Raw genomic sequence first — 21,570 nt, 5'->3', positions numbered from 1 at the left:
TGGCTCATGGCCACGGCCTGGAGCTTGAACTCCAGGCTATAGCGTTTGGTCTTTTGTGGTCCAGGTGTGCCCATGGCACGTATTCTCCGTTAGGTCAGAGTGTCCACAAAAGTCAGGCAAGGTTCGAGTCGGTTCCAGCGAAAGGTTAGCCCCCACTTTCGCACGAGAGTTTGCCTTGTAGTTGTAGTAGCCGAGCTTGGTACTCCTCCGCTTGCCGACGTGTTTCAGCGGCTCGTTGCCTTGCACCAGATGCGTCGTTGTTCATGTCCAGTCGCATGCTGTGCTCCGCTAGGTCCTTTCGTCGCTCCACATCACGGACTTGCGAAAGAACGCTGCAGTTTGCGGAAGCTTGGTTGAGCCCGCGTTGTAGCTCAGCGTTCGCACTCTTCCACTCCTCGAGCGATGCCTTCCATTGATTGAGAGCGGACTGAGTGTCACGCAGTTTTGACTCGAGCTCCGTTCTTGCCGAAGTTTGCTTAGCCAGATCGCGTTGACAATTGTCCGCACCCGAAGACAGCTCCTTTAGCTCCGTCGCTTTACGTTCGAGTTCTGCGATGCGCTCAGCCTTAGGTGCAACGCGAAGATACTCAGACACACCGACTCCGCCGGTAACTCCAATCGCGACCAGTCCGATGCCGAACCAAACTGCGTGTTTCTCAAGAGCGTCTTTGAACGACATGTAGCTTGCTTGTGGGTTGTGGGGGCTAACGAACTAGTTAACTAGCGCCGGAGCCTGAGGGGCGGAGGGGACCAAAAAGGGTCATGAAAATGCCGAAGGCATGGCCCTTTTTGGCGTCCACGTTGAACGAACAGTTAGAACCTTGTTGGCGTTTAAAGTGAATTTAATATTTCTGCGCGTTTCTTGTCGTATTCGCTTTGACTGAGCAGGCCTTTGTCTTTCAAATCTTGCAGGGTGCTTAATCGTTCAGATGTCGCTCTAGGTACGGGGCTTTCGCCAATCGGCGCCTGAGGCTTGAACTCACCTTCAGTACTATATTGATTTTTTGTGTGCGGCAATCTTAACTCAATTAATGCATTCTGTGTTTTTTGCAGGGCGTCTTCCATTGCTCGTCGTCCGGCAAAGCCATGATCAAATATCCTTTCGTTGTTTGCTGAGCCGTTGCCTACCACGCGCACATTAGCTAAGTGCCTTCCATTTGCATCTCTAATGTTATTGGTGAGATCTACCGTGAAATTTGTCGGGGGCCAAGTGAAAAATCCGGTGCTGCCAGAGTTTGTTAATATTTCAGGCTGGATTACGTAATCAATTCCCTGCTGCTTAAGCCTCGAAAAATCTGGCGTCGCAATCAACCTTGTTGCATCTTTGAATACATTTTTTAATGTTTGTTTATATCCGATTTCAATGTCACGATAGGGGAAGTAACGAACATTGTCGCCGCCTCCACCAGGGGTCGTGACTTCCAGGTTAATAAGTGAATCAGGAATGTAGTAACCGACTATTGCATTTGATTTTTCGGTATTGGTGCCAAGTGCTTGCAGTTTTGATGTGTCTGGTTCAACCTTGATGGGGTGCGCACATCCGGCAAGTGTCGTTGCGATGCAAATCAAGAATGTCGATGCTAGTATTTTCATTTTGATAGGTGAGGTGGCGTGAATAAGGATTCTAACTAGTATTCGACGACGCAACCCCTGTAACTCAGTACGGTCTTAGCCATCGCTCACGGGCGGGCGGCAAAAAAGCGCATCTCAGAGAAGTCACGCCGTTATGCGGATGGTCACGGCTCACAGAAAAATCATTAGGCCGACTAAAAATCTGCGTCACAGAAATTGCAACAATGCGTTCCAGCATACCCGATCTGCCCCACGGCACAGTTCAACGCATGCATACTCCCCTCGTTTGGGTGATAAGGAAATGCGGGCCATACACAGCGTCGCGCAGTGCATGCTGCGACACATCGCTATGTTTTTCGGTCAGCGTCCTGCGCTGCAAATAAAATCAACCCAGCAAGGCTGAATTCACCCTCGGCAGCGCATCCCTCACATTCGCCGAAGTCCGCTCCCGCGTCTCCGCCAAACTCCACCCGCGCACCTCGGCCAGCGTTTCCGCAATCCTTGGCAATTCCGCCGGCTCGTTGCGCCCGCACTCCCCTTGCGCCCGCTGCTCGGCCGTCTTGTATAGCCAATGCGGGGGAATGTCCGGCGCATCGGTTTCCAGCACCAGCGCCTCAGCCGGCAGCTCGGCCGCCAGGCGGCGAATCTGCAAGGCCCTCTCAAAGGTCATGGCGCCGCCAAAGCCCAGCTTGAAGCCCAGCTCAATGAACGCCCTCGCCTGCTGCGGGCTGCCGTTGAAGGCGTGCGCAATGCCACCCATCACGGGCCGGCCGGCATCGCGGCAGCGCCGCAGGTGTTTCAGCAGCACGTCCGCACTGCGGCGCACGTGCAAGATCACAGGCAGGCCATGCTCGGCAGCCAGCGCCAGCTGAGCAGCGTAAATGTCTTCCTGGCGGGCGCGGTGGGCCGGGTCTTGCCAGCCGGGCACAAAGCCGTCCAGTCCAATCTCGCCCACCGCCACCAGGCGCGGGTCGTCGTGCCAGCGTTGCAGCGCGTCGGCCAGTTGGGCCACGGCATCCGTGGGCACATCGTCCACATACAGGGGGTGAATGCCCAGGGCGTACACGCCGTTGCACTGCTGGGCCGCGTCGCGGGCGGTGGCAAAGGTGGCTGGCGACACGGCCGGGATCACCATCAGGCCCACGCCGGCGGCGCGGGCGCGGGCGATCACCTCGGCGCGGTCGGCGTCAAACTCGGGGGCGTCCAGGTGGCAATGGCTGTCGATCCACATGGCCTGGCTCCGCAGCGAGTTGGCCTCAGTCGGCAAACTGGCCGTTGACCAGTCGGTGGCGTTGGGCGCAGCGTTCGGCCAGGGTGCTGTCGTGCGTGACCATGACGACGGCGGTGCCCTGGTCAGCCGCCAGTTGCATCATCAGGTCGAACACGGTGTCGGCGGTGTGGCGGTCGAGGTTGCCGGTGGGCTCATCGGCCAGCAGGCAGGCTGGCTGGATGACCAAAGCGCGGGCAATGGCCACACGCTGTCGTTCGCCGCCAGACAGCTCGGCCGGGCGGTGCGCCACGCGGTTGAGCAGGCCGACCTTGTCCAGGCACTGCTGCGCCTGAGCGCGGGCCTGCTCAATGGGCATGCGGCGGATCAGCAGGGGCATGGCCACGTTGTCGAGCGCCGAAAACTCGGGCAGCAGGTGGTGGAACTGGTAGATGAAGCCCAGGTGCTGGTTGCGCCAGGCGCCCTGCTCGGCCGCGCTCATGGCCGACAGGTCGCGGCCCATGAGCTTGACGGTGCCGCGCGTGGGCGCGTCCAGCCCGCCCAGCAGGTGCAGCAAAGTGCTTTTGCCCGAGCCCGAGGCGCCGACCACGGCCACGGTCTGGCCGCGCTGCACGGTCAGGTCCACGCCTTGCAGGATGGTGACGTCGAGCGGGCCTTCGTGGAAGCGCTTGAACAGGCTTTGCGCCTGGAGGATGGGGGTGTCAACAGACATGGGCATCAGATGTTGAGAAGCCAGGCGATGACGTTTTTCGCCACGAAGCCCAGCACCCCGAAACCGAGCACCAGGAAGAGTACGAAGGTGCCGAACTTGCCTGCCTTGGACTCGCGCGCCAGTTGCAGGATGATGAACATCATGTAGAGGATGAAGCCACCGACGCCGATCGTCAGACCGAACTGAGCGATCTGTTCCTCTGTCAAACCAAACATATCAAACTGCTTCCTGTACCACCAAGTCGCGGTACGCATGCCAGGTCGCGTGGCCCAGCACGGGCATCACCACGATCAGGCCAATCATCCAGGTGCCCAGGCCCACCAGCGTCAGGCTCATCACCAGCAAGGCCCAGGTGCTCAGGCAGATGGGGTTGGCCATGACAGCGCGCCAGCTGGTGAGCACGGCGGCCTGCACCGTCACCCGGCGGTCCACCAAGAGGGGGATGGCAACGACGCTGGAGGCAAACACGGGTGCGGCCATCAAGCCGCCCACGAGCAACCAGATCTCGAAAAAGCCGGGGTTGGGGGCCAGCACCACACGGGTCAGAAAATCTTGCGGGGTGGTGACCGAGGGGCTCACGCCCAGGGTGATGAGCGCCGCCGAGGTGACGACCCAGCCGGTGCCCAAGGCCATGAGCAGGATGCCGAAGCGCACCAGGCGTTGGTCGAGCGAGGCCCACACTTGCCACACGGCCGACAGGCCCGCCGCCTCGCCGCGCAGCAACGCACGGCTGACGGCGTACAGGCCGGTGGCCAGAATGGGCGCCACCATCAAGAAGCCCGACATGGCGCCGGCCAGCACCCAAAAGCGGCCCCACGCCAGCCACAACATCAGCGCGCCAAAGCCAGCCATCAGCACACCGTGCGACAGGCCGACCAGCGGGGCGCGGGCAAAGTCACGCGCGCCTTTGGCGAGCCAGATGAAGGTGCGCAGGGAGTGCACCTTGCGCACGCGCAAGGGACGGTGGTGGGCGGGCAGGATGTCACTCATACCGAAGGGCCTCTGCAGGTTGGACACGGCTGGCGCGCCAGCTCGGGTAGAGCGTGGCAGCCAGGGACAGCACCAGGGAGATGACGGCGATGGGGGCGATGTCGCCCCACTGCGGGTCGGACGGCATCTTGCTGATGAGGTAGATGCTGCCGGGCAGGAAGTGCACGCCCAGGGCCTGCTCGATGGCAGGCACGATGACGTCGATGTTGAAGGCGACCAGCAGGCCCAGGCCCAGGCCTCCCAGCGTGCCCATGACGCCCGAGAGCGCGCCCTGCACCATGAAGATGCCCATGATGGAGCGCGGGCTGGCGCCCAGGGTGCGCAAGATGGCGATGTCGGCGCGCTTGTCGGTCACGGTCATCACCAGGGTGGAGACGAGGTTGAAGGCGGCCACGGCCACGATCAGGGTGAGGATGATGAACATCATGCGCTTTTCCACCTGCACCGCGTCAAACCAGTTGCGGTTGGTGTGCGTCCAGTCACGAACGATGATGTCTGCACCCAACGATTCGGCCAGCTCGCCGGCCACACGGCGGGCGTCTTGCGGGTCTTTGAGCTTGAGTTGCACCCCCGTGGGACCGCCGGTGCGGAACAGGCGGGCGGCATCGTCGGCGTGCATCAGCACCAGGCCGCTGTCGTATTCGTAGTGGCCGGCGTTGAAGATGCCCACCACCGTCACCTGCTTGAGGCGGGGCACCACGCCAGCGGGTGTCACCTGGCCGCTGGGAGCCACGACGGTGAGCGGGTCGCCCACGGTCACGCCCAGCACGCGGGCCATTTCCTGCCCGATGACCACGCCCCACTGCCCGCTTTGCAGGCGCGCGAAGGTGGTTTGCATGGCGGCGGCCAGGGGTGTCACGGCCGCTTCTTCAGAAGGGACGATGCCGCGCACCATGGCGCCGCGCATGTCTTCACCCCGGGCGATGAGGGCCTGGGCGGGCACAAAGGGCGCCGCGCCGATGACGGCAGGGTTCTGCTTGGCCTGGGCGGCCAGGGCGTGCCAGTCGGGCAGGCCTTCGCCGCTGGCGTTGTAGAGCTCCACGTGGGCGACCACCGAGAGCATGCGGTCGCGCACTTCCTTCTGGAAGCCGTTCATGACCGACAGCACGATGATGAGCGCCGCCACCCCCAGGGTGATGCCCAGCACCGACACACCGGAGATGAAGGAGATGAAACCGTTGCGTCGCGCGGAGCGGCTGGCGCGGGTGTAACGCCAACCCACGCGCCATTCATAAGGGAGATTCATGGTGGGGCAAGTGTACTCATTCGATAATCCCATCCCATGCACCCGCCCTCTTCTGTTGTGGCCGCACCCCGTCATTGGGTGTTGCCATTCGCCGCCAGCCTGTCCGAACCCTGCCAGCACGCCCTGCCGCACCTGAACGCCGAAGGGACTTTGCCGCATTTGCGCCGCCTGCTGGGCGCCTTGCAGGTGAGCCAGCGCCTTCTGGGGGATGAATACGCCCTGTCGATGCCGCACGAGCGCGTGCTGGCGGCGGAAATGGGCTGGCCGGGTGCGGTTGCCGACAGCAACCCGGCGGACGCCGACGGTTTGCTGCCCTGGGCCGCCTGGTGGGCCGCGCAGGACGGCGTGAGCCTGGACCCCGCGCAGTGCTGGGGCCTGCTGAGCCCGGGCCACTGGCTGATGGGCCGCGACCACCTGACCTTGCTGGACCCGGCCACGCTGGGCCTGAGCGAGGACGAATCCCGCACCTTGCTGGAGGCCGTGCGCCCGTTGTTTGAAGAAGACGGCTGGACCCTGCAATGGGGCGCGGCACAGCGCTGGTACGCCGCCCACCCCTCGCTGCAAGACCTGCCCACGGCCTCGCTGGACCGGGTGATTGGCCGCAACCCCGACCTGTGGCTGACCGATCACCCGCAGGCCCGCATGGTGCGGCGTCTGCAAAGCGAGGTGCAGATGCTGCTGTACCAGCACCCGCTGAACGAGGCCCGCGAGGCAGCGGGCCTGGCCACGGTCAACTCCTTCTGGCTGAGTGGCTGCGGTCAGCCCCCGGCGAACACCGCCCTGCCCGCCCCCGTGCAATGGGTGAACGACTTGCGCGCGCCCCTGCTGGCCGACGACATGCCGCTGTGGCTGGAGGCCTGGCAGCATGTGGACGCCACCGTGCTGAAAGACATTTGCACCGCGCTGGACGCGCGCGAGGCCGTGAAGCTGACCCTGTGCGGCGAGCGCCATGCCGTGACACTGACGCTGGCTGCGGCGCCTTCCCTGGGCGCCCGCCTGGGCCGCGCCCTGCGCCAACTCACCGGCCGCCCTGACACCGCCCGCGTGACCGACCTGCTTGAGACCCTGTGACCATGAAAATCATTGCCCGCGACGTGCCGCCGCGCACCGCCTGGAGCCTGGAGCAAGCCGGCGTTCACCCCCTGTTGGCCCGCCTGTATGCCGCGCGCGGCGTGCGCAGCGCCGAAGAGCTGGACGACAACGCCAGCAAGCTGCTGCCGCCGACAACCCTGCGTGGCACGCAGGAAGCGGCCGCGCTGCTGGCGGACGCCATCGCGCAAGGCCAGCGCATCTGCATCGTGGCCGACTATGACTGCGACGGTGCCACCGCCTGCGCCACCGGACTGCGCGGCCTGCGCATGCTGGGCGCCCGGGCGGACCAGCTCAGCTACGTGGTGCCCGACCGCGCCCTGCACGGCTACGGCCTGACGCCGCCCATCGTCGATTTGGTGAAGGCCCAGCAAGCCGATGTGCTGGTGACCGTGGACAACGGGATGGCCAGCCACGAGGCGGTGACCCGTGCCCGGGCGCTGGGCATGCGCGTCATCATCACCGACCACCACTTGCCGGTGGTGCTGGACGACGGCCAGGTCAGCCTGCCGGATGCCGACGTGATCGTGAACCCCAACCAGCCAGGCTGCGACTTTGCCAGCAAGGCCCTGGTGGGCGTGGGCGTGATGTTCTATGTGCTGCTGGCCCTGCGCGCCGAATTGCGCCAGCGCGGCGTGTTCGACGCCACCACCCAGCCCCGCATCGACAACCTGCTGGACCTGGTCGCCCTGGGCACGATTGCCGACGTGGGCCGCCTGGATGCCAACAACCGCCGCTTGGTCGCCCTGGGCCTGAAACGCATCCGCGCCGGGCGCATGCAGCCGGGCATTGCGGCGCTGTTTGCCGCCGCCGGACGCGATCCGGCCAAGGCCAGCAGCCAGGACTTTGGCTTTGCGCTGGGGCCGCGCATCAACGCAGCGGGCCGTCTGGCCGAGATGGGTTTGGGCATCGAGTGCCTGATCACCGATGACCCGGTGCGGGCGCAGGCCCTGGCGCAGCAGCTCGACGGCATCAACCGGGAGAGGCGCGAGCTGGAAGCGGGCATGCGCGAGCAGGCCGAGATGATGCTGGAATCGGTGCTGCCGGAGGGCGAACCGCCTGCCGCGCTGGCAATTTTTGATCCCGAGTTCCATGAGGGCGTGGTGGGCATCGTGGCCTCGCGCCTGAAGGACCGGCTGCACCGCCCGACGTTTGTGTTCGCGTTGGGGCAGGATGGTTTGCTCAAGGGCTCAGGCCGCTCGATTGCCGGTTTTCACCTGCGCGATGCCCTGGATTTGATCGGCAAGCGCCACCCTGGGCTGCTGCGCAAGTTTGGCGGCCACGCGATGGCGGCCGGCTGCACCATTGCCGAGGAAGACTTTGACACCTTTGAAGCGGCGCTGGTGCGCGTGGCCCATGACGACCTGGACCCCAGCCTGCTGCTGCGCCAATTATGCACGGATGGCCCCCTGGATGCGCAATGGTTCACAGCGGAGACTGTGTTGGAACTGGATAGCGCCGTGTGGGGACCGGGATTTGAAGCCCCGGTGTTCAGCGACGAGGCGGAGGTGTTGAACCAGCGCCTGGTGGGCGAGCGCCACCTGAAACTGAGCCTGCGCGTGCAGGGTCAGGTGCGCGACGGCATCTGGTTTGGGCGGACGGAGCCGCTGCCGAGCAAGGCTCAACTGGCGTTTCGCATCGACCTGAACGAGTTTCAGGGACGCCAGCGCGTGCAGTTGATTGTGGAAGGTGCCAGCGAAGGCTGAGGCTCAGCGGTAGGCTTTGCCCACCGCGCGGGCGGCCGGGCTTTGCCCCAGGGCACCGTAGGTGTCGTTGCCGTCTTGCGGGAAAAGCGCCCCCAGGGCGCGCCCGGTCGAGGCCAGCACACGGTGCACGGCCTGCAGTTGGGACTGGGAACGGGCTTGCGCCGCTTGCAGGCGCTGACGCAGATCGGGCGTCAGCGCATCCGGCGCAGCTTGCTGGAACACAGTCAGACCTTCGCTCAGTGCGCGTTGCAGGTCTTGGGCCTGGGCCTCGATGCGGTTGGCTTCACCCGAAGCCAGGGCGGCATCCAGCGCGTCCAGACAGGTTTCGATGCGCGCGACCCCAGCGATACATCGGTCGTGGGGCGCAGGCGCAGCGGTCATGCAGGGTCAGGTGCTCAGCCTTGGCGGCCTTGCAGCAGTTCTTTGGCGTTGCCGATCAGCTTGTCGGCGATGGCGCCGGCATTGACCTGATAGCTACCGTTGTCGATGGCTTGCTTGATGCGGGCCACCTTGGCCGCGTCGAACGCGGCCGAGTCGTCCGACAGCAAGCTGGCGGTTTCGGACAGGGTCACGGTGGTGCTCTTGCTCACACCGCCATCCAGCGACGCGGTTTTGCCCGACGTTTTGGGGGCACCAACGCTCTCAGGGCGTGAACTCAGGCCCGTCAGGACCTTGTCCAATTGGCTACCGATTTTCATGATTTGCTCCTTGCACCCGGCCGATCCCAAGTGCTCACATCTGCGATATCGACGTGATGAGAACAAACTTTAGCGTTAATTGCCTTTGCCCCCTGCAGAGGGGGTAAGCATTGGTAAGCAGGACACCTTGCAAATTTCACAATGTGAGTTCCGCGAGCCCATCCGCGACCGGCTGAGCACACACGACCTTGCCTTGGCCGGTGCGCACCCGGGCGCAGCGACCTTCGTCGCCGTGGGCCAAGGCCACGCCTTCGGCTGCAGCCATGAAGCCGACCCCCTTCACGCGCAATCGTACCGGATCACCGGCAGAAAACCAGCGGCGCGCCCGCAAATCTGACTGGCGCAGGCTCTGCCCAGCCTGCAAACGCCGCTGGGACGAACGCCCCATTGCCTCGGACAGGCTCAGCACGGCCGGCGAGCTGCTTTCGGCGAGATCGACCTCGGCGAGCTTCACATCTTGCGGGCCCAACTCCTGCCCCGGCTCGACCGGGGAGGTGACCACCAGGGCCGAGCCCCAGACCTTGACCGTCACCGGCCAGAACACGTTCCAGCGCACCGGGCCTTGTTCGCAGCGCAAGCCCACCCGGGTCTTGCCCCACAGCCTCATGCCCTGGGGGATGTAGGCGTTCACCTTCTGGCACGGGGCCAGCTTCAATCGGGGGTCCAGCTCACCTAACACCACCTCGACACGCGGGGACTTGGCTTCGCCGCTGGCGGAGGTCTGCAGCGCGGGGCTCTGGGCCTGAGTCTGGCGTTGCAACAAATCGGCCACAAGGCTCGACAGGCCAGACGCATTGGCGCCGGGCGCCTGGGCCAGCACGGGACCAGCGCCGAGCAGGGCCACCATCAGCATCACCCGCCACACGCCCGCGGCCACGCGGCGCAGTGCTGCGCGGCACCAGCGCGAGGCCTGTGTGAGGGGGAGGACGTGGCGGAAATTGGACATGGTGACGACGACTGTACGGGTCTGTGCGCCACCCCAGGGCAGGAAATGCGCCGGGAAAGTCCGTTTATTCCGGCTCATGTTTTGGCGCCAGGCGATCACCATACCTGTCAGAACCACCCTTCGTGCGAGCTGCCCACCCCGGAAGGCCTGACCATGTTGAACCGACTGACCGATTCCCTGAATTTCCAGACCGAAGCCTTGAAGCTGCGGTCGGAGCGTCAGCGTCTGATCGCCAGCAACATCGCCAACGCCGACACGCCGGGCTATGTCTCCCGCGATTTCGATTTCGCCACGGCGCTCAAGAACGCCACGGGCCAGGCCTCGACCGGGCCGAGCGGCCTGTCGGCCCCGCGCCTGGCCATGAACGCGGCCAACCCGGCGCACCTGCAACGCAATGGCCAGTTGGCCGGCAGCGGCGCCACCACCGAGCTGGCCTACGCGCCCACGACCCAGACCAATCTGGACAACAACACCGTGGACATGGACCGCGAGCGCGCCAACTTCGCCGACAACACCGTGCGCTACGAGGCCACGCTGCGCTTCATCAACTCGTCGATGCGCACGCTCAACACGGCCATCACGGGCCAGTGAGCCGGACGTAACAGGAGCCCATCATGTCGATGTTCAAGATTTTCAACGTGGCCGGCAGCGCCGTCAGTGCGCAGTCGCAACGCCTCAACGTGGTGGCTTCCAACCTGGCCAACGCCGACACGGTGGCCGGCCCCGATGGTTCGGCCTACAAGGCGCGCCAGGTGGTGTTCAGCACGACGCCGATGGGTGGCCCGGGCACGGCCGGTGTCACGGTGAGCCAGGTCACAGAAGACAACACGCCCGGTCGCCGCATCCACGATCCCAAGCATCCTCAGGCCGACGCCGAGGGTTATGTGACCTATAGCAACGTCAACACGGTCGAGGAGATGGTCAACATGATCTCGGCCTCGCGTTCGTACCAGAACAACATCGAGGTCATGAACACGACCAAGTCGCTGTTGATGAAGACCCTGCAGATGGGCCAAGGCAGCTGATGCCCGCCGCCTCGTCTGAACCTCGAAGCAAGGACCTCCCATGAGCACCACCGCGATCTCCGGCACCAGCGGCGCCAGCAATGCCGCCGGCACGCAGAGTGCCACCGCCGCCGCCAACGAGGCGTCCGACCGCTTCCTTAAGCTGCTGGTCACGCAGATGCAGAACCAGGATCCTCTCAACCCGATGGACAACGCCCAGGTGACGAGCCAGATGGCGCAGATCAACACGGTGACGGGCATCGACAAGCTCAACAACACCGTGTCAGGCCTGGGTGGCAGCCTGGCGCAGATGCAAATGCTGCAAGGCGCCAGCCTGGTCGGCCGTGCGGTGCTGCTGGAGGGCAACAAGCTGGCCGTGAACGCCGAGACGGGTGCCGTCGGTGGCGGGTACGAGCTGGCCTCGGCTGCCACCAAGGTTCAGATCGACATCGTCAACAGCAGTGGTGCGGTGCTGGGCACGGTGACGCAGGCCGGCAAGCCCTCGGGACGTCAGTCCTTCGAGTGGGTGCCGCCCGAAGGCACCGACACCAGCAACCTGACCTTCAAGGTCACCGCCATGAACAACAACACCGCCGTGAGCGCCACGCCGCTGATGACGGACCTCGTCAACGCCGTCAACACCTCCGACGGCACGCTGACCCTGGAGCTGCTCAACGGCGGCAACACCGCTTACAGCAAGGTCAAGGCCATCGCCTGACCCTCCTCATTTCAGCGCAGTACACCCGAAAGGACAACATCATGGGCTTCCAGCAAGGTCTCTCCGGTCTGAGCATCTCCAGCAAGAGTCTGGAGGTCATCGGCAACAACGTGGCCAACGCCAACACCTATGGTGCCAAGGCGGCACGTGCCGAATTCGCCGACATGTATGCCGCGTCCCTCAGTGGCGGCGGCAACAACAACATCGGGATTGGCGCACGCATCGGCGCTGTGGCGCAGCAGTTCACGCAGGGCAACATCACCACCACGTCGAACACCCTGGACCTGGCCATCAACGGCCGAGGCTTCTTTGCGCTGACCACGGCACAAGGTGAAACGGTGTACTCGCGCAACGGGCAGTTCAAGCGCGACAAGGAAGGCTTCCTGGTCAACAACGAGAAGCACCAGTTGCTGGGGCAGGCGTTGGACGCGGCGGGTTCCCCCGCTGGCCCGGCAGGCTCGCCCATTCAGCTGACCAATGACAGCTCGCCGCCCCAGGCCGCCAGCAAGATCAGCATGACAGCCAACCTGGATGCGAGCGCCCAGATTCCCGCCAATCCCGTCCTCGACTTCACCCAACCCGGCACCTACAACTTTGTCACCTCCCAAACGGTGTATGGCGACAACGGCGCCCCCGTGGCCGTGAACTACTACTTCCGCAAGACCGCCGACGCGAATGCGACCGATGGCGGCACCTGGGAGGTCTACATGACGGCCGACGGCAATACCAATGCAGCGTCGGTACTCACGGATGGCGCCGGCAATCCGGCACCCGTCGGCACGCTGACCTTCAATATTGACGGCAGCCTGCCGCCCAACACCATCTTGCCCGCACTGGACATTCCGGGCGGCATGAACGGGCAGCCCATCTCTGGCGTGACCATCAATGTGTCCGGACTCACCGAGTACGCCGGCAAATACGCGGTGACCGACCTGAGCGGCGGCGGCTATGCCCAGGGCAATCTGTCGGACTTCATCGTCGAAAGCGATGGCACGGTCATGGCCCGCTACACCAACGGCCAATCCAAGGCCATTGCCCGCGTGCAGTTGGCCGATTTCAAGAACCTCAATGGCCTGCAGCCGATTGGCGGCAACGAGTGGAAGGCCACCAGCGCATCCGGTGAGCCCCTGCCGCTGGGCGCGCCAGGCAGTGGTGTCTATGGCCTGCTGCAATCGGGGGCGCTGGAAGAGTCGAACGTGGACCTGACCGGTGAGCTGGTCAACATGATCGTGGCACAGCGTGCCTACCAAGCCAACGCGCAGACGATCAAGACCGAAGACCAGGTCCTGCAGACCCTGGTCAACCTGCGCTGATCTGCCTCGCACTTAGGAGCCCATCATGGACCGCATGATCTACCTCAGCATGGCCGGCGCCAAGATGAACATGCAGCGCCAGGAAGTGCTCTCGCACAACTTGGCCAACGTGAGCACCACGGGCTTTCGCGCCGAGCTGCAAGCGGTGCGCGCCGTGCCCGTGCGCGGCGATGGCGCCAGCACCCGCGTGTACGCGCTCGACACCACGGTGGGCTACGACGACAGCACGGGGCCAGTCAACTTCACCGGCCGTGCGCTGGACGTGGCCATGCGCGGCAAGTCCATGCTCGCGGTGCAGGCGCTGGACGGCACCGAGGCCTACACCCGTGCAGGCTCTCTGGTGGTCGATGCGCAAGGCAACTTGGTCACCCAAAGTGGCCTGCAGGTGATGGGCGATGGGGGCCCAATCAACATCCCGCCCAACACGCAGCCCAGCATTGCGCCTGATGGCACGGTGAGCGTGCGCCAGCAAGGCGGCGTCACCACCCCGGTAGGTCGCCTGAAGCTGGTCACCCCCGAAGTCAAGCTGAACCGTGGCGATGATGGCCTGTTCCGCGCCGCCGATGGCGCCCTGCCGGCCGATGCCAACGCACAGCTGCAAGACGGTGCCCTGGAAGGCTCGAACGTGAACCCGATCGAGACCATGGTGTCGATGATCGCGGCCGCCCGGCAGTTTGAAACGCAGATGAAGATGATGCAAACCGCAGAACAGGACGAGAAAGCAGCCGCTCAATTGCTGAGCAACGCTGGCTGATTGCCTGGACACTGAGCAGGCATTGCGTATTGACTTCAAAGGAGAACGGCCATGATGCGTTCACTGTGGATTTCCAAGTCGGGCATGGATGCCCAGCAGGTTCAGCTGGACCACATCTCGCACAACCTGGCCAACAGCTCGACCACGGGCTACAAGCAGTCGCACGCGCAGTTCGAGGATCTGATGTACCAGACCCTGCGGCAAAGCGGTGCGAACAGCTCCGAACAGACCCAGTTGCCCACCGGGCTGCAAGTGGGCTTGGGCGTGCGCACGGTGGCCACCTCGCGTGAGTTCACGCAAGGCACGCTGCAGCAGACGTCCAACAGCCTGGACATCGCGATCCAGGGCGACGGCTTCTTCCAGATCACCATGCCTGACGGTACGACGGGCTACACCCGCGATGGCTCGTTCAAGCTGGACTCGAACGGCCAGATCGTGACCAACAACGGCTATGTGCTGCAGCCGGGCATCACCGTGCCGGCCAATGCCAAGAACCTGACCATCGGCAACGACGGCACGGTCACGATCACCCAGCCAGGCTCGACAGCGATCCAGCAACTGGGGCAGTTGCAGCTGGCGACCTTCATCAATCCGGCCGGGCTGGACCCCAAGGGACAGAACCTGTTTGCCGAGACTGCCGCCTCGGGTACGCCGCAAACCGGCAGCCCCAACAGCGAAAACTTTGGCTCGCTGTCGCAAGGCTTCCTGGAGTCGTCCAACGTCAACGTCGTGCAGGAGCTGGTCACCATGATCCAGACTCAGCGTGCCTACGAGTTGAACTCCAAGGCCATCCAGACCTCGGATCAGATGCTGCAAAAGCTGGGGCAATTGTGATGCGTACGCTGTCCAGACTGTCGCACGCGGCCGCTCTGGCCGGCGTGCTGCTGCTCACCGGCTGCATGGCCATGGCGCCCAAGGTCGACATCGCGGAGCCCGTCCAGGCGCGTCCGCTGCCGCAAACCTACGCGCCCGCACAATCCGGCGCCATCTTCCAGAGCGCGGGCTACCGGCCGCTGTACGAAACGCACCGCGCACGGATGGTGGGCGACATCGTCACCATCGTCATCCGCGAGTCGATCACGGCCAAGCAGGAAAGCAGCAGCAGCATCGAAAAATCCGGCTCGATCTCGGGTTCGGTTTCGGCCTTACCGTTCTTGCCCAAGACCTCGTCGGTGCTGGGCAAGCTGGCGGTCGGTGGCAGCAGCAACAACACCTTTGACGGCACTGGCTCCAGCGAAGCCAGCAATCTGTTCAACGGCACCATCACGACCACCGTCACCGAGGTGCTGCCCAATGGGCACCTGCTGGTGGCCGGCGAAAAACAGATTGGCGTGGGCCAGAGCGTGGACATCCTGCGCTTTTCCGGCCAGGTCGATCCGATGACCATCCAGCCAGGCAACAGCGTGAGCTCCGCCCAGGTGGCCAACGTCCGCGTGGAGCAAACCGGACGCGGCGCACGCCAGGAAGCGATGGGAATAGGCTGGCTTGCGCGGTTCTTTTTGAGCGTTGTCCCGTTCTAAAGTTCTCCAAAATGGAGCCGACCCCCTAAAGGATTCGGCCCATGACTTCCACCTCCACCCGCACCAAGCCGCTGATTGCCCTGGCCTGTCTGGCCGCCTCGGCCGCCCTGTGGTGGCCGCTGGAAGCGCAGGCGGTCCGGCTCAAGGAAATCGCCGCCGTTCAGGGCGTGCGCACCAACCAGTTGACCGGCTACGGCCTGGTCGTGGGCCTGGATGGCACCGGCGACCAGACCACCCAGACCCCCTTCACCACGCAGAGCGTGCAGGCCATGCTGCAGCAGATGGGCATCAACCTGCCCGCTGGCACCGCCATGCAGCTCAAGAACGTGGCGGCCGTCCTCGTCACGGCCTCTTTGCCAGCGTTCGCACAACCGGGTCAGGCGATCGACATCAACGTGTCATCCATGGGCAATGCCAAGTCGCTGCGCGGCGGCACCCTGATCGCCACCCCACTCAAGGGCGCGGACGGTCAGATCTACGCCATGGCGCAAGGCAATGTGGTCGTCGGCGGTGCAGGAGCCTCTGCCGGTGGCTCCAAGGTGCAGGTCAACCACCTGAGCGCCGGGCGCATCCCTGAAGGGGCCACGGTCGAGCGCAGCGTGCCCACACCGTGGCTGCAGGGCAGCACGATCCAGTACGACCTGCGTGCCGATGACTTCAACACGGCCCGCGAAGTGGCCAATGCCATCAACCGCGCCAAAGGCGCCGGCACCGCCGAGGCCATCAGCGGCCGCACCGTGGCAGTGAACCTGCCGATGCAGCCGGGCCAGCGCGTGGCCTTCATGGCCGATCTGGAGAATCTCAACATCGACCGCGCGACGCCCGCCGCCAAGGTGGTCATCAATGCGCGCACCGGCTCGGTGGTGCTGAACCAGGCCGTGACGGTCGGCCCCTGCGCGGTGGCCCACGGCAACCTGTCCGTCACCATCAGCTCCACCCCCATCATCAGCCAGCCCAACCCGCTGTCGCAAGGCCAGACCGTGGTCACGGAGAAGAGCAACATCCAGATCAACCAGGAGCCCGGCGCCCTGATCCAGATGCCCGCGGGCACCCGCTTGACCGACGTGGTGAAGGCGCTCAACACCCTGGGCGCCAACCCGCAGGACCTGCTGGCCATCTTGCAGGCCATGAAGGTGGCTGGCGCCCTGAATGCGGAACTGGAGGTGATCTGATGAGCAGCCCCACCCTGCCAGGCCAGAACAGCGGCCTGACCATGGACCTGCGCTCGCTGGATCGGCTCAAGGCCGCATCCGGCCAGAACGCAGCCAGCCAGAGCACCATCAAGGAAACCGCGCGCCAACTGGAAGGCCTGTTCATGCAGGAGCTCATGAAAAGCATGCGCGCCACGACCATGAACATCGGCATGCTCGACAACTCCGGCACCGAGATGGGCCAGAGCATGCTCGACACGCAGCTGGCCACGCAGATGACCGGCTTGCCACGCGGCCTGAGCGCGTTGATCGAGCGCCAGTTGTCGCGTCAGATGGGTGTCGCCTCGCCAGAAGGCGGAGCGGCATCGGCCCCCACCCTGAACGAGTTGCCCGTCCGCCCGACCTTGAGTCTGAGCCGAACCGACGGCCAGCACGTCTCCGCCAGCCTACCCCTGGACCGCACCATTGAGGCGCGCCTGCCTGCCGAGACACTGGCAGCAACCACCGCCGCTGATGTCAAGGGCAACCGCAAGCTCAACCCGGCCGAAAGCTTTGTGCGCAAACATCAGGCCGCAGCCGATGCCGCCGAGCGCGCCACGGGCATCCCGTCGGCCAACATCCTGGGGCAAGCCGCCCTGGAGTCGGGCTGGGGCAAGCGTGAGATCCGCGCCAACGACGGCAGCAACAGCCATAACCTGTTCGGCATCAAGGCGACATCCGGATGGAAGGGCAAGGTGGCCGAGGTCACCACCACCGAGTACATCGGTGGGGTGGCACGCAAGGTCACAGCCAAATTCCGTGCGTATGACTCGTACGAAGAGGCCTTCAAGGATCACGCCCGCCTGCTCAGCCAGAGCCCCCGCTACAGTCAGGCGATGGCTCAGACTGACTCTGTGCGTGGCTATGCCCAAGGTCTGCAACGCGGCGGCTATGCCACCGATCCGGCGTATGCCGACAAGCTGACCCAGGTGATCAACACCGCCTTGCGTCTGCAACAGCGCTCGGCCTGACACCTGAGAGGAGACACGCATGGGATCCGGAATCTACTCCCTTGGCACGCGGGCGATGTTCGCCAGCCAGGCCATGCTGGACACGACTGCCCACAACATCAGCAACGTCAACACGCCGGGCTATTCGCGCCAGCAGGTCGAGTTGGCCACCGAGGGTGGCATGTACACGGGCGCCGGCTTCTTTGGCCGCGGGGTGCGCATCGCCACCGTCACACGCTCGACCAACGAATTCCTGATCAAGGAAGCCAACGTCAACACGGCCGCCTCGGCTGCTGACCAGACGCGCCTGGGCAAGCTGGAGCAGCTGGAAAAGATTCTCCCGACCGGCCAGAACGGCCTGGGCTATGCTGCCACGCAGTTTCTCAACACTTTCGTGGACGTGTCCAACCAGCCGCAGGACATGTCAGCCCGACAGGTGACGCTGTCGCGCGCCCAGGAATGGGCCAACCGTGTCAACACGGCCGCCAAACAGCTCGATCAGCAGCAGGCCGGCGTGATCATGGACATGCAGACCAGCGTGAGCCAGGTCAACAGCCTGACGCAGAAGATTGCCGGACTCAACCAGCAAATTGCGGTCTACAACGGCAGCGGCCACACGGCCAACGACCTGCTGGACCAACGCGACAACCTCATCAAGGACCTCAACAAGCTGGTGCAGGTCAACACCGTGGAAGCCGACGATGGCAGCCTGAGCGTGTTCATGGGCGGCGGGCAGGTGCTGGTATTGAGCAACACCGCCCAGACGCTGAAGGTCGAGCGCGACGCATCTGACGCGACCAAGGGACGGGTGGCCCTGGTGACCAATGGCACGAGTCGTGTGCTGGACTCCGGCCAGATCACCGGCGGTGCCCTGCAAGGACTGTTGCGCTACCAGGACGAGGACCTGACCAACACACGTGCCGAGTTGAACAATTTCGTTGCGGAGTTTGCCAACAAGGTCAACGAGATCCATTCCTACGGCCAGACGCCGGACGGTGCCTACGGCGACCCGATTTTCAGCAACACCGGTTCACCATCTACACTCAGGGTCAACCTGAGCAACCCCAAGGATCTGGCTGCCGCATCGCCCCTGATTGCTCACACCAACACCGCCAACACGGGCACGGTCAGCGTGGGCGGGGTGACCATGACCGGGACCTTGTCAACGGCAACGCCCCCCACGGCCTTGCCACTGACCATCAACTTCGTGGCAGATGCCACCGCCGCCAGCGGCATCCGCTACGACATTGTGGATGGTGGCGGCACCACTCTGGCCTCGAGTGCCTGGGTCGCTGGCACCCCCCTGGATGGCAGCAGCCTCAACCCACCTTTCAGCCTGAATCTCAGTGGTGCCCCGGCTGACGGCGACTCACTGACCATGCAGGCCATCAACGCCAGCACACTCCCGGGTAACAACGGCAACGCCTTGGCCATGCTCGCCTTGCGCGACCATCAGTTCACCGGTCTGGGCGGCGCCACGGTGACCGACGCCTACGCCGAGATGATCGGTAACCTGGGGGTCAAGGTGCAGGATGGTCGCATCGCAGCCGGTCTTTCCAAAACCCTGGAGGATTCGTCCAACCAGACCCTGAGCAGCACCGCCGGGGTCAACCTCGACGAAGAAGCCTCCCGACTGATCCAGTTCCAGCAAAGCTACCAGGCTGCGGCCAAGGTGTTGCAGGTCGCTCAGACCGTGTTTGACACCCTGCTGAACATCACGCGTTAAGGACACCAACCATGCGCATCGCCACTGCCTTCCGTTACGAGCAGTCCATCAGCAACCTGCAGCAGCGTCAGCAGGATCTGAGCACTGCCCAAATGCAACTGACTTCGGGCAAACGCGTCAACGCCGCCAGCGACGACCCGACCGCCGCCGCCCGCGCCGAACGCGCCCTGGCCTCGATCGCGCGGACCGATGCCGACCAGCGTGCCGTGGACGCCAGCAAGAACGCCATGGCGATTGCGGAATCCGTCCTCGGCGATGCGGTGGAGTTGATGCAAAGTGCTCGGGAAACCATCGTCGCTGCCGGCAACGGCGCCTACTCATCCTCAGACCGCCAGGCCCTGGCTGCCAAGCTGACCGAAATCCGCAAACAACTCCTGTCGGTGGCCAATCGCCCGGACGGTGGTGGCGGCTACGTCTTCGGTGGACAGGGGGCCACCCAAGTGCCGTTTATTGAATCTTCGGCGACCGTTCCCAGCACGGTGGTGTTCCAAGGCCAGCCCGGACAGATCGAAGCCGCGTCCACAGAGAAGGTCAACCTCACCCTCGACGGACAGCGCATCTGGATGTTCGGGCGCGAGCAAGACGGCACACTCTCACCCGTCAATGTGTTCGATGCGCTGGCCACTGCTGTCGAGAGATTGAACGACCCCAGCATCACCGGTACGGATGCACAGACCACCGTGAACAACGGCCTTGGCGACCTCGACAAGATCCTGGGCAACGTGCAGTCTGCACGCTCGGAAGTGGGCGAAATGCTCAACCGCATGGACGGCATCGAGTCCCGCCTGGCCGACAGCAAGCTGGCCGCCCAGACCGAAAAGTCCAACGCCGAGGACTTGGACATGGTGGACGCCATCTCCCAGTTCCAAAACAAGCAAACCGGGTACGAAGCCGCACTTCAGAGCTACGCATCGATTCAGAAAATGTCCCTGTTCCAGTACATTAACTGAACCAAGTTCCCCGCTGCTTTGCCTCCATGAACCATCCCATACTGGGTCAGACCGCCCTCGCCTACAGCCCCGTCATCGACCGCAACCGCACCGTCATCGCCACGCGCCTGACGGTGATGCCGCTGACCCAAGGGGCGGCGCTGGACGCCTCGGCCCTGCTGGCGGCCCTGGCCGACACCTGGCCGGAAGGCGGGCAGCACCTGTGGCTGAACGTCGCAAGCGAAAGCCTGCTGCAAGACCTGTTGCAAGCCGAAGTGCCTGCGCACATCTTCATTGAGGTGCCCGCTTTCATGGCCCTCGACCCTGTCAACAGCCCCGCGCTGCTGGCCCTGCACGACCGTGGCAACACCCTGCTGCTCAAGGGGCGCCCGCTGCAAGAGCTGCCGCGCGAGGTCCTGCCCTGCTTCAAGTACTCCATCATCGATTACAACGATGACCGCCGCATCCAGCAAGGCAACCCCAACCAGCCCAGCACCGCCCCGGAAGGCACGGTGCGCAACATCAGCCACGTGCAGGCCGGCATCACCAGCATCGAAGAGATGGAGCTGTCGTTCCGCAAGGGCGCCCTGGCCGTGCTCGGCTGGCCCATCGACAACGTCATCGACCAGTCCAGCAAGCCCGCCGACCAGCCCGCCCTGCAGGTGATCGTGCAACTGATCGACCAGTTGCACCGCGGCGAGGACATCGACGACCTCGAAAACACCCTCAAGCGCGATCCGCCTCTGGCCTTCAAGCTGATGCGCTACATCAACTCGCCGGCCTTCGGTCTGTCGGTCGAGATCAGCTCCTTCCGCCACGCCATCATGATCCTGGGCTACCAGCGTCTCAAACGCTGGTTGGCCCTGCTGCTGGCCACCGCCAGCAAGGACCCGAACATGCGCCCGGTGATGTTTGCCGCCGTGCGCCGGGGCCTGCTGATGGAAGAGCTCGCCAAGATCAGCGGCGACGACGAGATGCGCAACGAGCTGTTCATCTGCGGCGTGTTCTCGCTGCTCGACCGCATGTTCCGCCAGCCCTTCAGCGAACTGCTCAAGACCATCCCGGTGCCCGAGCGCGTCTTCCAGGCCCTGGCCGACCAGTCCGGCCCCTACGAGCCTTATTTCGAGTTGGTGCAGGCCATCGAGGCCGGCATCATCTACGACATCAAGGACGTGGCCGACAAGCTGCTGCTGACCTTCCCGGACCTGAACGGCGCCATCCTCAAGGCCATGTACAACGCCGCCCAGCTGGACTGAGCCCGCACGTCGCCTAAGATGCG

The 21,570-nt window shown here is 64.1% G+C and carries 23 protein-coding genes; 14 read left to right on the top strand and 9 right to left on the bottom strand.

Annotated features, from left to right (window positions below; translation table 11 throughout):
* Window positions 1–831: 831 nt before the first annotated feature.
* The 6 genes from RBT42_RS13590 to RBT42_RS13565 all read right to left on the bottom strand — a co-directional run bounded on the left by RBT42_RS13590 (window position 832) and on the right by RBT42_RS13565 (window position 5,748).
* Window positions 832–1,569, bottom strand: a complete 738-nt coding sequence (locus RBT42_RS13590) for an SHOCT domain-containing protein (RefSeq protein ID WP_320366018.1) — start codon at window positions 1,567–1,569, stop codon at window positions 832–834.
* Between the two features lie 388 nt (window positions 1,570–1,957).
* Window positions 1,958–2,803 carry a TatD family hydrolase gene (locus RBT42_RS13585; protein ID WP_320366017.1) on the bottom strand — a complete coding sequence of 282 codons (846 nt, stop codon included), beginning with the start codon at window positions 2,801–2,803 and terminating at the stop codon, window positions 1,958–1,960.
* A 25-nt stretch (window positions 2,804–2,828) separates the two neighbouring features.
* Window positions 2,829–3,512 (bottom strand): lipoprotein-releasing ABC transporter ATP-binding protein LolD, encoded by a 684-nt coding sequence (gene lolD, locus RBT42_RS13580; protein WP_320366015.1) that lies wholly within the window; start codon window positions 3,510–3,512, stop codon window positions 2,829–2,831.
* 5 nt (window positions 3,513–3,517) lie between these two features.
* A complete protein-coding gene (locus RBT42_RS13575) occupies window positions 3,518–3,727 on the bottom strand; it encodes a DUF2788 domain-containing protein (protein ID WP_320366013.1) in 210 nt (69 codons plus the stop codon).
* Window position 3,728: 1 nt separating this feature from the next.
* On the bottom strand, window positions 3,729–4,502 hold the full coding sequence (locus RBT42_RS13570) for a DUF2189 domain-containing protein (protein ID WP_320366011.1): 774 nt from the start codon (window positions 4,500–4,502) through the stop codon (window positions 3,729–3,731).
* Complete coding sequence (locus tag RBT42_RS13565; RefSeq protein ID WP_320366009.1) at window positions 4,495–5,748, bottom strand: lipoprotein-releasing ABC transporter permease subunit; 1,254 nt, start codon at window positions 5,746–5,748, stop codon at window positions 4,495–4,497. The genes RBT42_RS13570 and RBT42_RS13565 overlap by 8 nt, the downstream gene beginning before the upstream one ends.
* A gap of 36 nt (window positions 5,749–5,784) precedes the next feature.
* On the opposite strand from RBT42_RS13565, the gene RBT42_RS13560 reads away from it, so the two are divergent.
* Window positions 5,785–6,819: a hypothetical protein gene (locus RBT42_RS13560; RefSeq protein ID WP_320366007.1), complete on the top strand. Its 1,035-nt coding sequence runs from the start codon at window positions 5,785–5,787 to the stop codon at window positions 6,817–6,819.
* Window positions 6,820–6,821: 2 nt separating this feature from the next.
* Window positions 6,822–8,543 carry a single-stranded-DNA-specific exonuclease RecJ gene (gene recJ / locus RBT42_RS13555; RefSeq protein ID WP_320366006.1) on the top strand — a complete coding sequence of 574 codons (1,722 nt, stop codon included), beginning with the start codon at window positions 6,822–6,824 and terminating at the stop codon, window positions 8,541–8,543.
* 3 nt (window positions 8,544–8,546) lie between these two features.
* Here recJ and RBT42_RS13550 read toward each other — a convergent pair whose 3' ends face one another.
* From RBT42_RS13550 to flgA, 3 genes are all read right to left on the bottom strand, one after another.
* A complete protein-coding gene (locus RBT42_RS13550; RefSeq protein WP_320366004.1) occupies window positions 8,547–8,924 on the bottom strand; it encodes a hypothetical protein in 378 nt (125 codons plus the stop codon).
* 14 nt (window positions 8,925–8,938) lie between these two features.
* Window positions 8,939–9,241, bottom strand: a complete 303-nt coding sequence (flgM, locus tag RBT42_RS13545; RefSeq protein ID WP_320366002.1) for a flagellar biosynthesis anti-sigma factor FlgM — start codon at window positions 9,239–9,241, stop codon at window positions 8,939–8,941.
* A 136-nt stretch (window positions 9,242–9,377) separates the two neighbouring features.
* On the bottom strand, window positions 9,378–10,265 hold the full coding sequence (gene flgA / locus RBT42_RS13540) for a flagellar basal body P-ring formation chaperone FlgA (RefSeq protein ID WP_320366000.1): 888 nt from the start codon (window positions 10,263–10,265) through the stop codon (window positions 9,378–9,380).
* Window positions 10,266–10,340: 75 nt separating this feature from the next.
* Here flgA and flgB point away from each other — a divergent pair, with 75 nt between their 5' ends.
* The 12 genes from flgB to RBT42_RS13480 are packed head-to-tail and all read left to right on the top strand — an operon-like array spanning window position 10,341 to window position 21,547.
* Complete coding sequence (flgB, locus tag RBT42_RS13535) at window positions 10,341–10,778, top strand: flagellar basal body rod protein FlgB (RefSeq protein WP_320365998.1); 438 nt, start codon at window positions 10,341–10,343, stop codon at window positions 10,776–10,778.
* 23 nt (window positions 10,779–10,801) lie between these two features.
* A complete protein-coding gene (gene flgC / locus RBT42_RS13530) occupies window positions 10,802–11,212 on the top strand; it encodes a flagellar basal body rod protein FlgC (RefSeq protein WP_320365996.1) in 411 nt (136 codons plus the stop codon).
* Between the two features lie 40 nt (window positions 11,213–11,252).
* Complete coding sequence (locus RBT42_RS13525; RefSeq protein WP_320365995.1) at window positions 11,253–11,909, top strand: flagellar hook assembly protein FlgD; 657 nt, start codon at window positions 11,253–11,255, stop codon at window positions 11,907–11,909.
* Between the two features lie 41 nt (window positions 11,910–11,950).
* A complete protein-coding gene (gene flgE / locus RBT42_RS13520) occupies window positions 11,951–13,222 on the top strand; it encodes a flagellar hook protein FlgE (protein WP_320365993.1) in 1,272 nt (423 codons plus the stop codon).
* 25 nt (window positions 13,223–13,247) lie between these two features.
* Complete coding sequence (flgF, locus tag RBT42_RS13515) at window positions 13,248–13,976, top strand: flagellar basal-body rod protein FlgF (protein ID WP_320365991.1); 729 nt, start codon at window positions 13,248–13,250, stop codon at window positions 13,974–13,976.
* Between the two features lie 51 nt (window positions 13,977–14,027).
* Entirely contained in the window at window positions 14,028–14,810 is a 783-nt protein-coding gene (gene flgG, locus RBT42_RS13510) for a flagellar basal-body rod protein FlgG (RefSeq protein WP_320365990.1), read from the top strand.
* Complete coding sequence (locus RBT42_RS13505; RefSeq protein WP_320365988.1) at window positions 14,810–15,496, top strand: flagellar basal body L-ring protein FlgH; 687 nt, start codon at window positions 14,810–14,812, stop codon at window positions 15,494–15,496. Before flgG ends, RBT42_RS13505 begins: the two co-directional genes overlap by 1 nt.
* Before the next feature lie 41 nt (window positions 15,497–15,537).
* Window positions 15,538–16,668, top strand: a complete 1,131-nt coding sequence (locus RBT42_RS13500) for a flagellar basal body P-ring protein FlgI (protein ID WP_320365986.1) — start codon at window positions 15,538–15,540, stop codon at window positions 16,666–16,668.
* Window positions 16,668–17,657: a flagellar assembly peptidoglycan hydrolase FlgJ gene (flgJ, locus tag RBT42_RS13495; protein ID WP_320365984.1), complete on the top strand. Its 990-nt coding sequence runs from the start codon at window positions 16,668–16,670 to the stop codon at window positions 17,655–17,657. The genes RBT42_RS13500 and flgJ overlap by 1 nt, the downstream gene beginning before the upstream one ends.
* A gap of 19 nt (window positions 17,658–17,676) precedes the next feature.
* On the top strand, window positions 17,677–19,362 hold the full coding sequence (flgK, locus tag RBT42_RS13490; protein ID WP_320365982.1) for a flagellar hook-associated protein FlgK: 1,686 nt from the start codon (window positions 17,677–17,679) through the stop codon (window positions 19,360–19,362).
* A gap of 11 nt (window positions 19,363–19,373) precedes the next feature.
* On the top strand, window positions 19,374–20,312 hold the full coding sequence (gene flgL, locus RBT42_RS13485; RefSeq protein ID WP_320365980.1) for a flagellar hook-associated protein FlgL: 939 nt from the start codon (window positions 19,374–19,376) through the stop codon (window positions 20,310–20,312).
* A gap of 26 nt (window positions 20,313–20,338) precedes the next feature.
* Window positions 20,339–21,547 carry an EAL and HDOD domain-containing protein gene (locus tag RBT42_RS13480; RefSeq protein WP_320365978.1) on the top strand — a complete coding sequence of 403 codons (1,209 nt, stop codon included), beginning with the start codon at window positions 20,339–20,341 and terminating at the stop codon, window positions 21,545–21,547.
* Window positions 21,548–21,570 lie beyond the last annotated feature (23 nt).

This window comes from Aquabacterium sp., from assembly GCF_034003525.1.
Taxonomy (GTDB): domain Bacteria; phylum Pseudomonadota; class Gammaproteobacteria; order Burkholderiales; family Burkholderiaceae_C; genus Aquabacterium.
This window is presented reverse-complemented; position numbering and strand designations above follow the sequence as displayed.

Coding starts and splice junctions, on each gene's coding strand:
- RBT42_RS13585 (WP_320366017.1), bottom strand. CDS start 2,803: ATGTGGATCGACAGCCATTGCCACCTGGACGCCCCCGAGTTTGACGCC.
- lolD (WP_320366015.1), bottom strand. CDS start 3,512: ATGTCTGTTGACACCCCCATCCTCCAGGCGCAAAGCCTGTTCAAGCGC.
- RBT42_RS13575 (WP_320366013.1), bottom strand. CDS start 3,727: ATGTTTGGTTTGACAGAGGAACAGATCGCTCAGTTCGGTCTGACGATC.
- RBT42_RS13570 (WP_320366011.1), bottom strand. CDS start 4,502: ATGAGTGACATCCTGCCCGCCCACCACCGTCCCTTGCGCGTGCGCAAG.
- RBT42_RS13565 (WP_320366009.1), bottom strand. CDS start 5,748: ATGAATCTCCCTTATGAATGGCGCGTGGGTTGGCGTTACACCCGCGCC.
- RBT42_RS13560 (WP_320366007.1), top strand. CDS start 5,785: ATGCACCCGCCCTCTTCTGTTGTGGCCGCACCCCGTCATTGGGTGTTG.
- recJ (WP_320366006.1), top strand. CDS start 6,822: ATGAAAATCATTGCCCGCGACGTGCCGCCGCGCACCGCCTGGAGCCTG.
- RBT42_RS13550 (WP_320366004.1), bottom strand. CDS start 8,924: ATGACCGCTGCGCCTGCGCCCCACGACCGATGTATCGCTGGGGTCGCG.
- flgM (WP_320366002.1), bottom strand. CDS start 9,241: ATGAAAATCGGTAGCCAATTGGACAAGGTCCTGACGGGCCTGAGTTCA.
- flgA (WP_320366000.1), bottom strand. CDS start 10,265: ATGAGCCGGAATAAACGGACTTTCCCGGCGCATTTCCTGCCCTGGGGT.
- flgB (WP_320365998.1), top strand. CDS start 10,341: ATGTTGAACCGACTGACCGATTCCCTGAATTTCCAGACCGAAGCCTTG.
- flgC (WP_320365996.1), top strand. CDS start 10,802: ATGTCGATGTTCAAGATTTTCAACGTGGCCGGCAGCGCCGTCAGTGCG.
- RBT42_RS13525 (WP_320365995.1), top strand. CDS start 11,253: ATGAGCACCACCGCGATCTCCGGCACCAGCGGCGCCAGCAATGCCGCC.
- flgE (WP_320365993.1), top strand. CDS start 11,951: ATGGGCTTCCAGCAAGGTCTCTCCGGTCTGAGCATCTCCAGCAAGAGT.
- flgF (WP_320365991.1), top strand. CDS start 13,248: ATGGACCGCATGATCTACCTCAGCATGGCCGGCGCCAAGATGAACATG.
- flgG (WP_320365990.1), top strand. CDS start 14,028: ATGATGCGTTCACTGTGGATTTCCAAGTCGGGCATGGATGCCCAGCAG.
- RBT42_RS13505 (WP_320365988.1), top strand. CDS start 14,810: ATGCGTACGCTGTCCAGACTGTCGCACGCGGCCGCTCTGGCCGGCGTG.
- RBT42_RS13500 (WP_320365986.1), top strand. CDS start 15,538: ATGACTTCCACCTCCACCCGCACCAAGCCGCTGATTGCCCTGGCCTGT.
- flgJ (WP_320365984.1), top strand. CDS start 16,668: ATGAGCAGCCCCACCCTGCCAGGCCAGAACAGCGGCCTGACCATGGAC.
- flgK (WP_320365982.1), top strand. CDS start 17,677: ATGGGATCCGGAATCTACTCCCTTGGCACGCGGGCGATGTTCGCCAGC.
- flgL (WP_320365980.1), top strand. CDS start 19,374: ATGCGCATCGCCACTGCCTTCCGTTACGAGCAGTCCATCAGCAACCTG.
- RBT42_RS13480 (WP_320365978.1), top strand. CDS start 20,339: ATGAACCATCCCATACTGGGTCAGACCGCCCTCGCCTACAGCCCCGTC.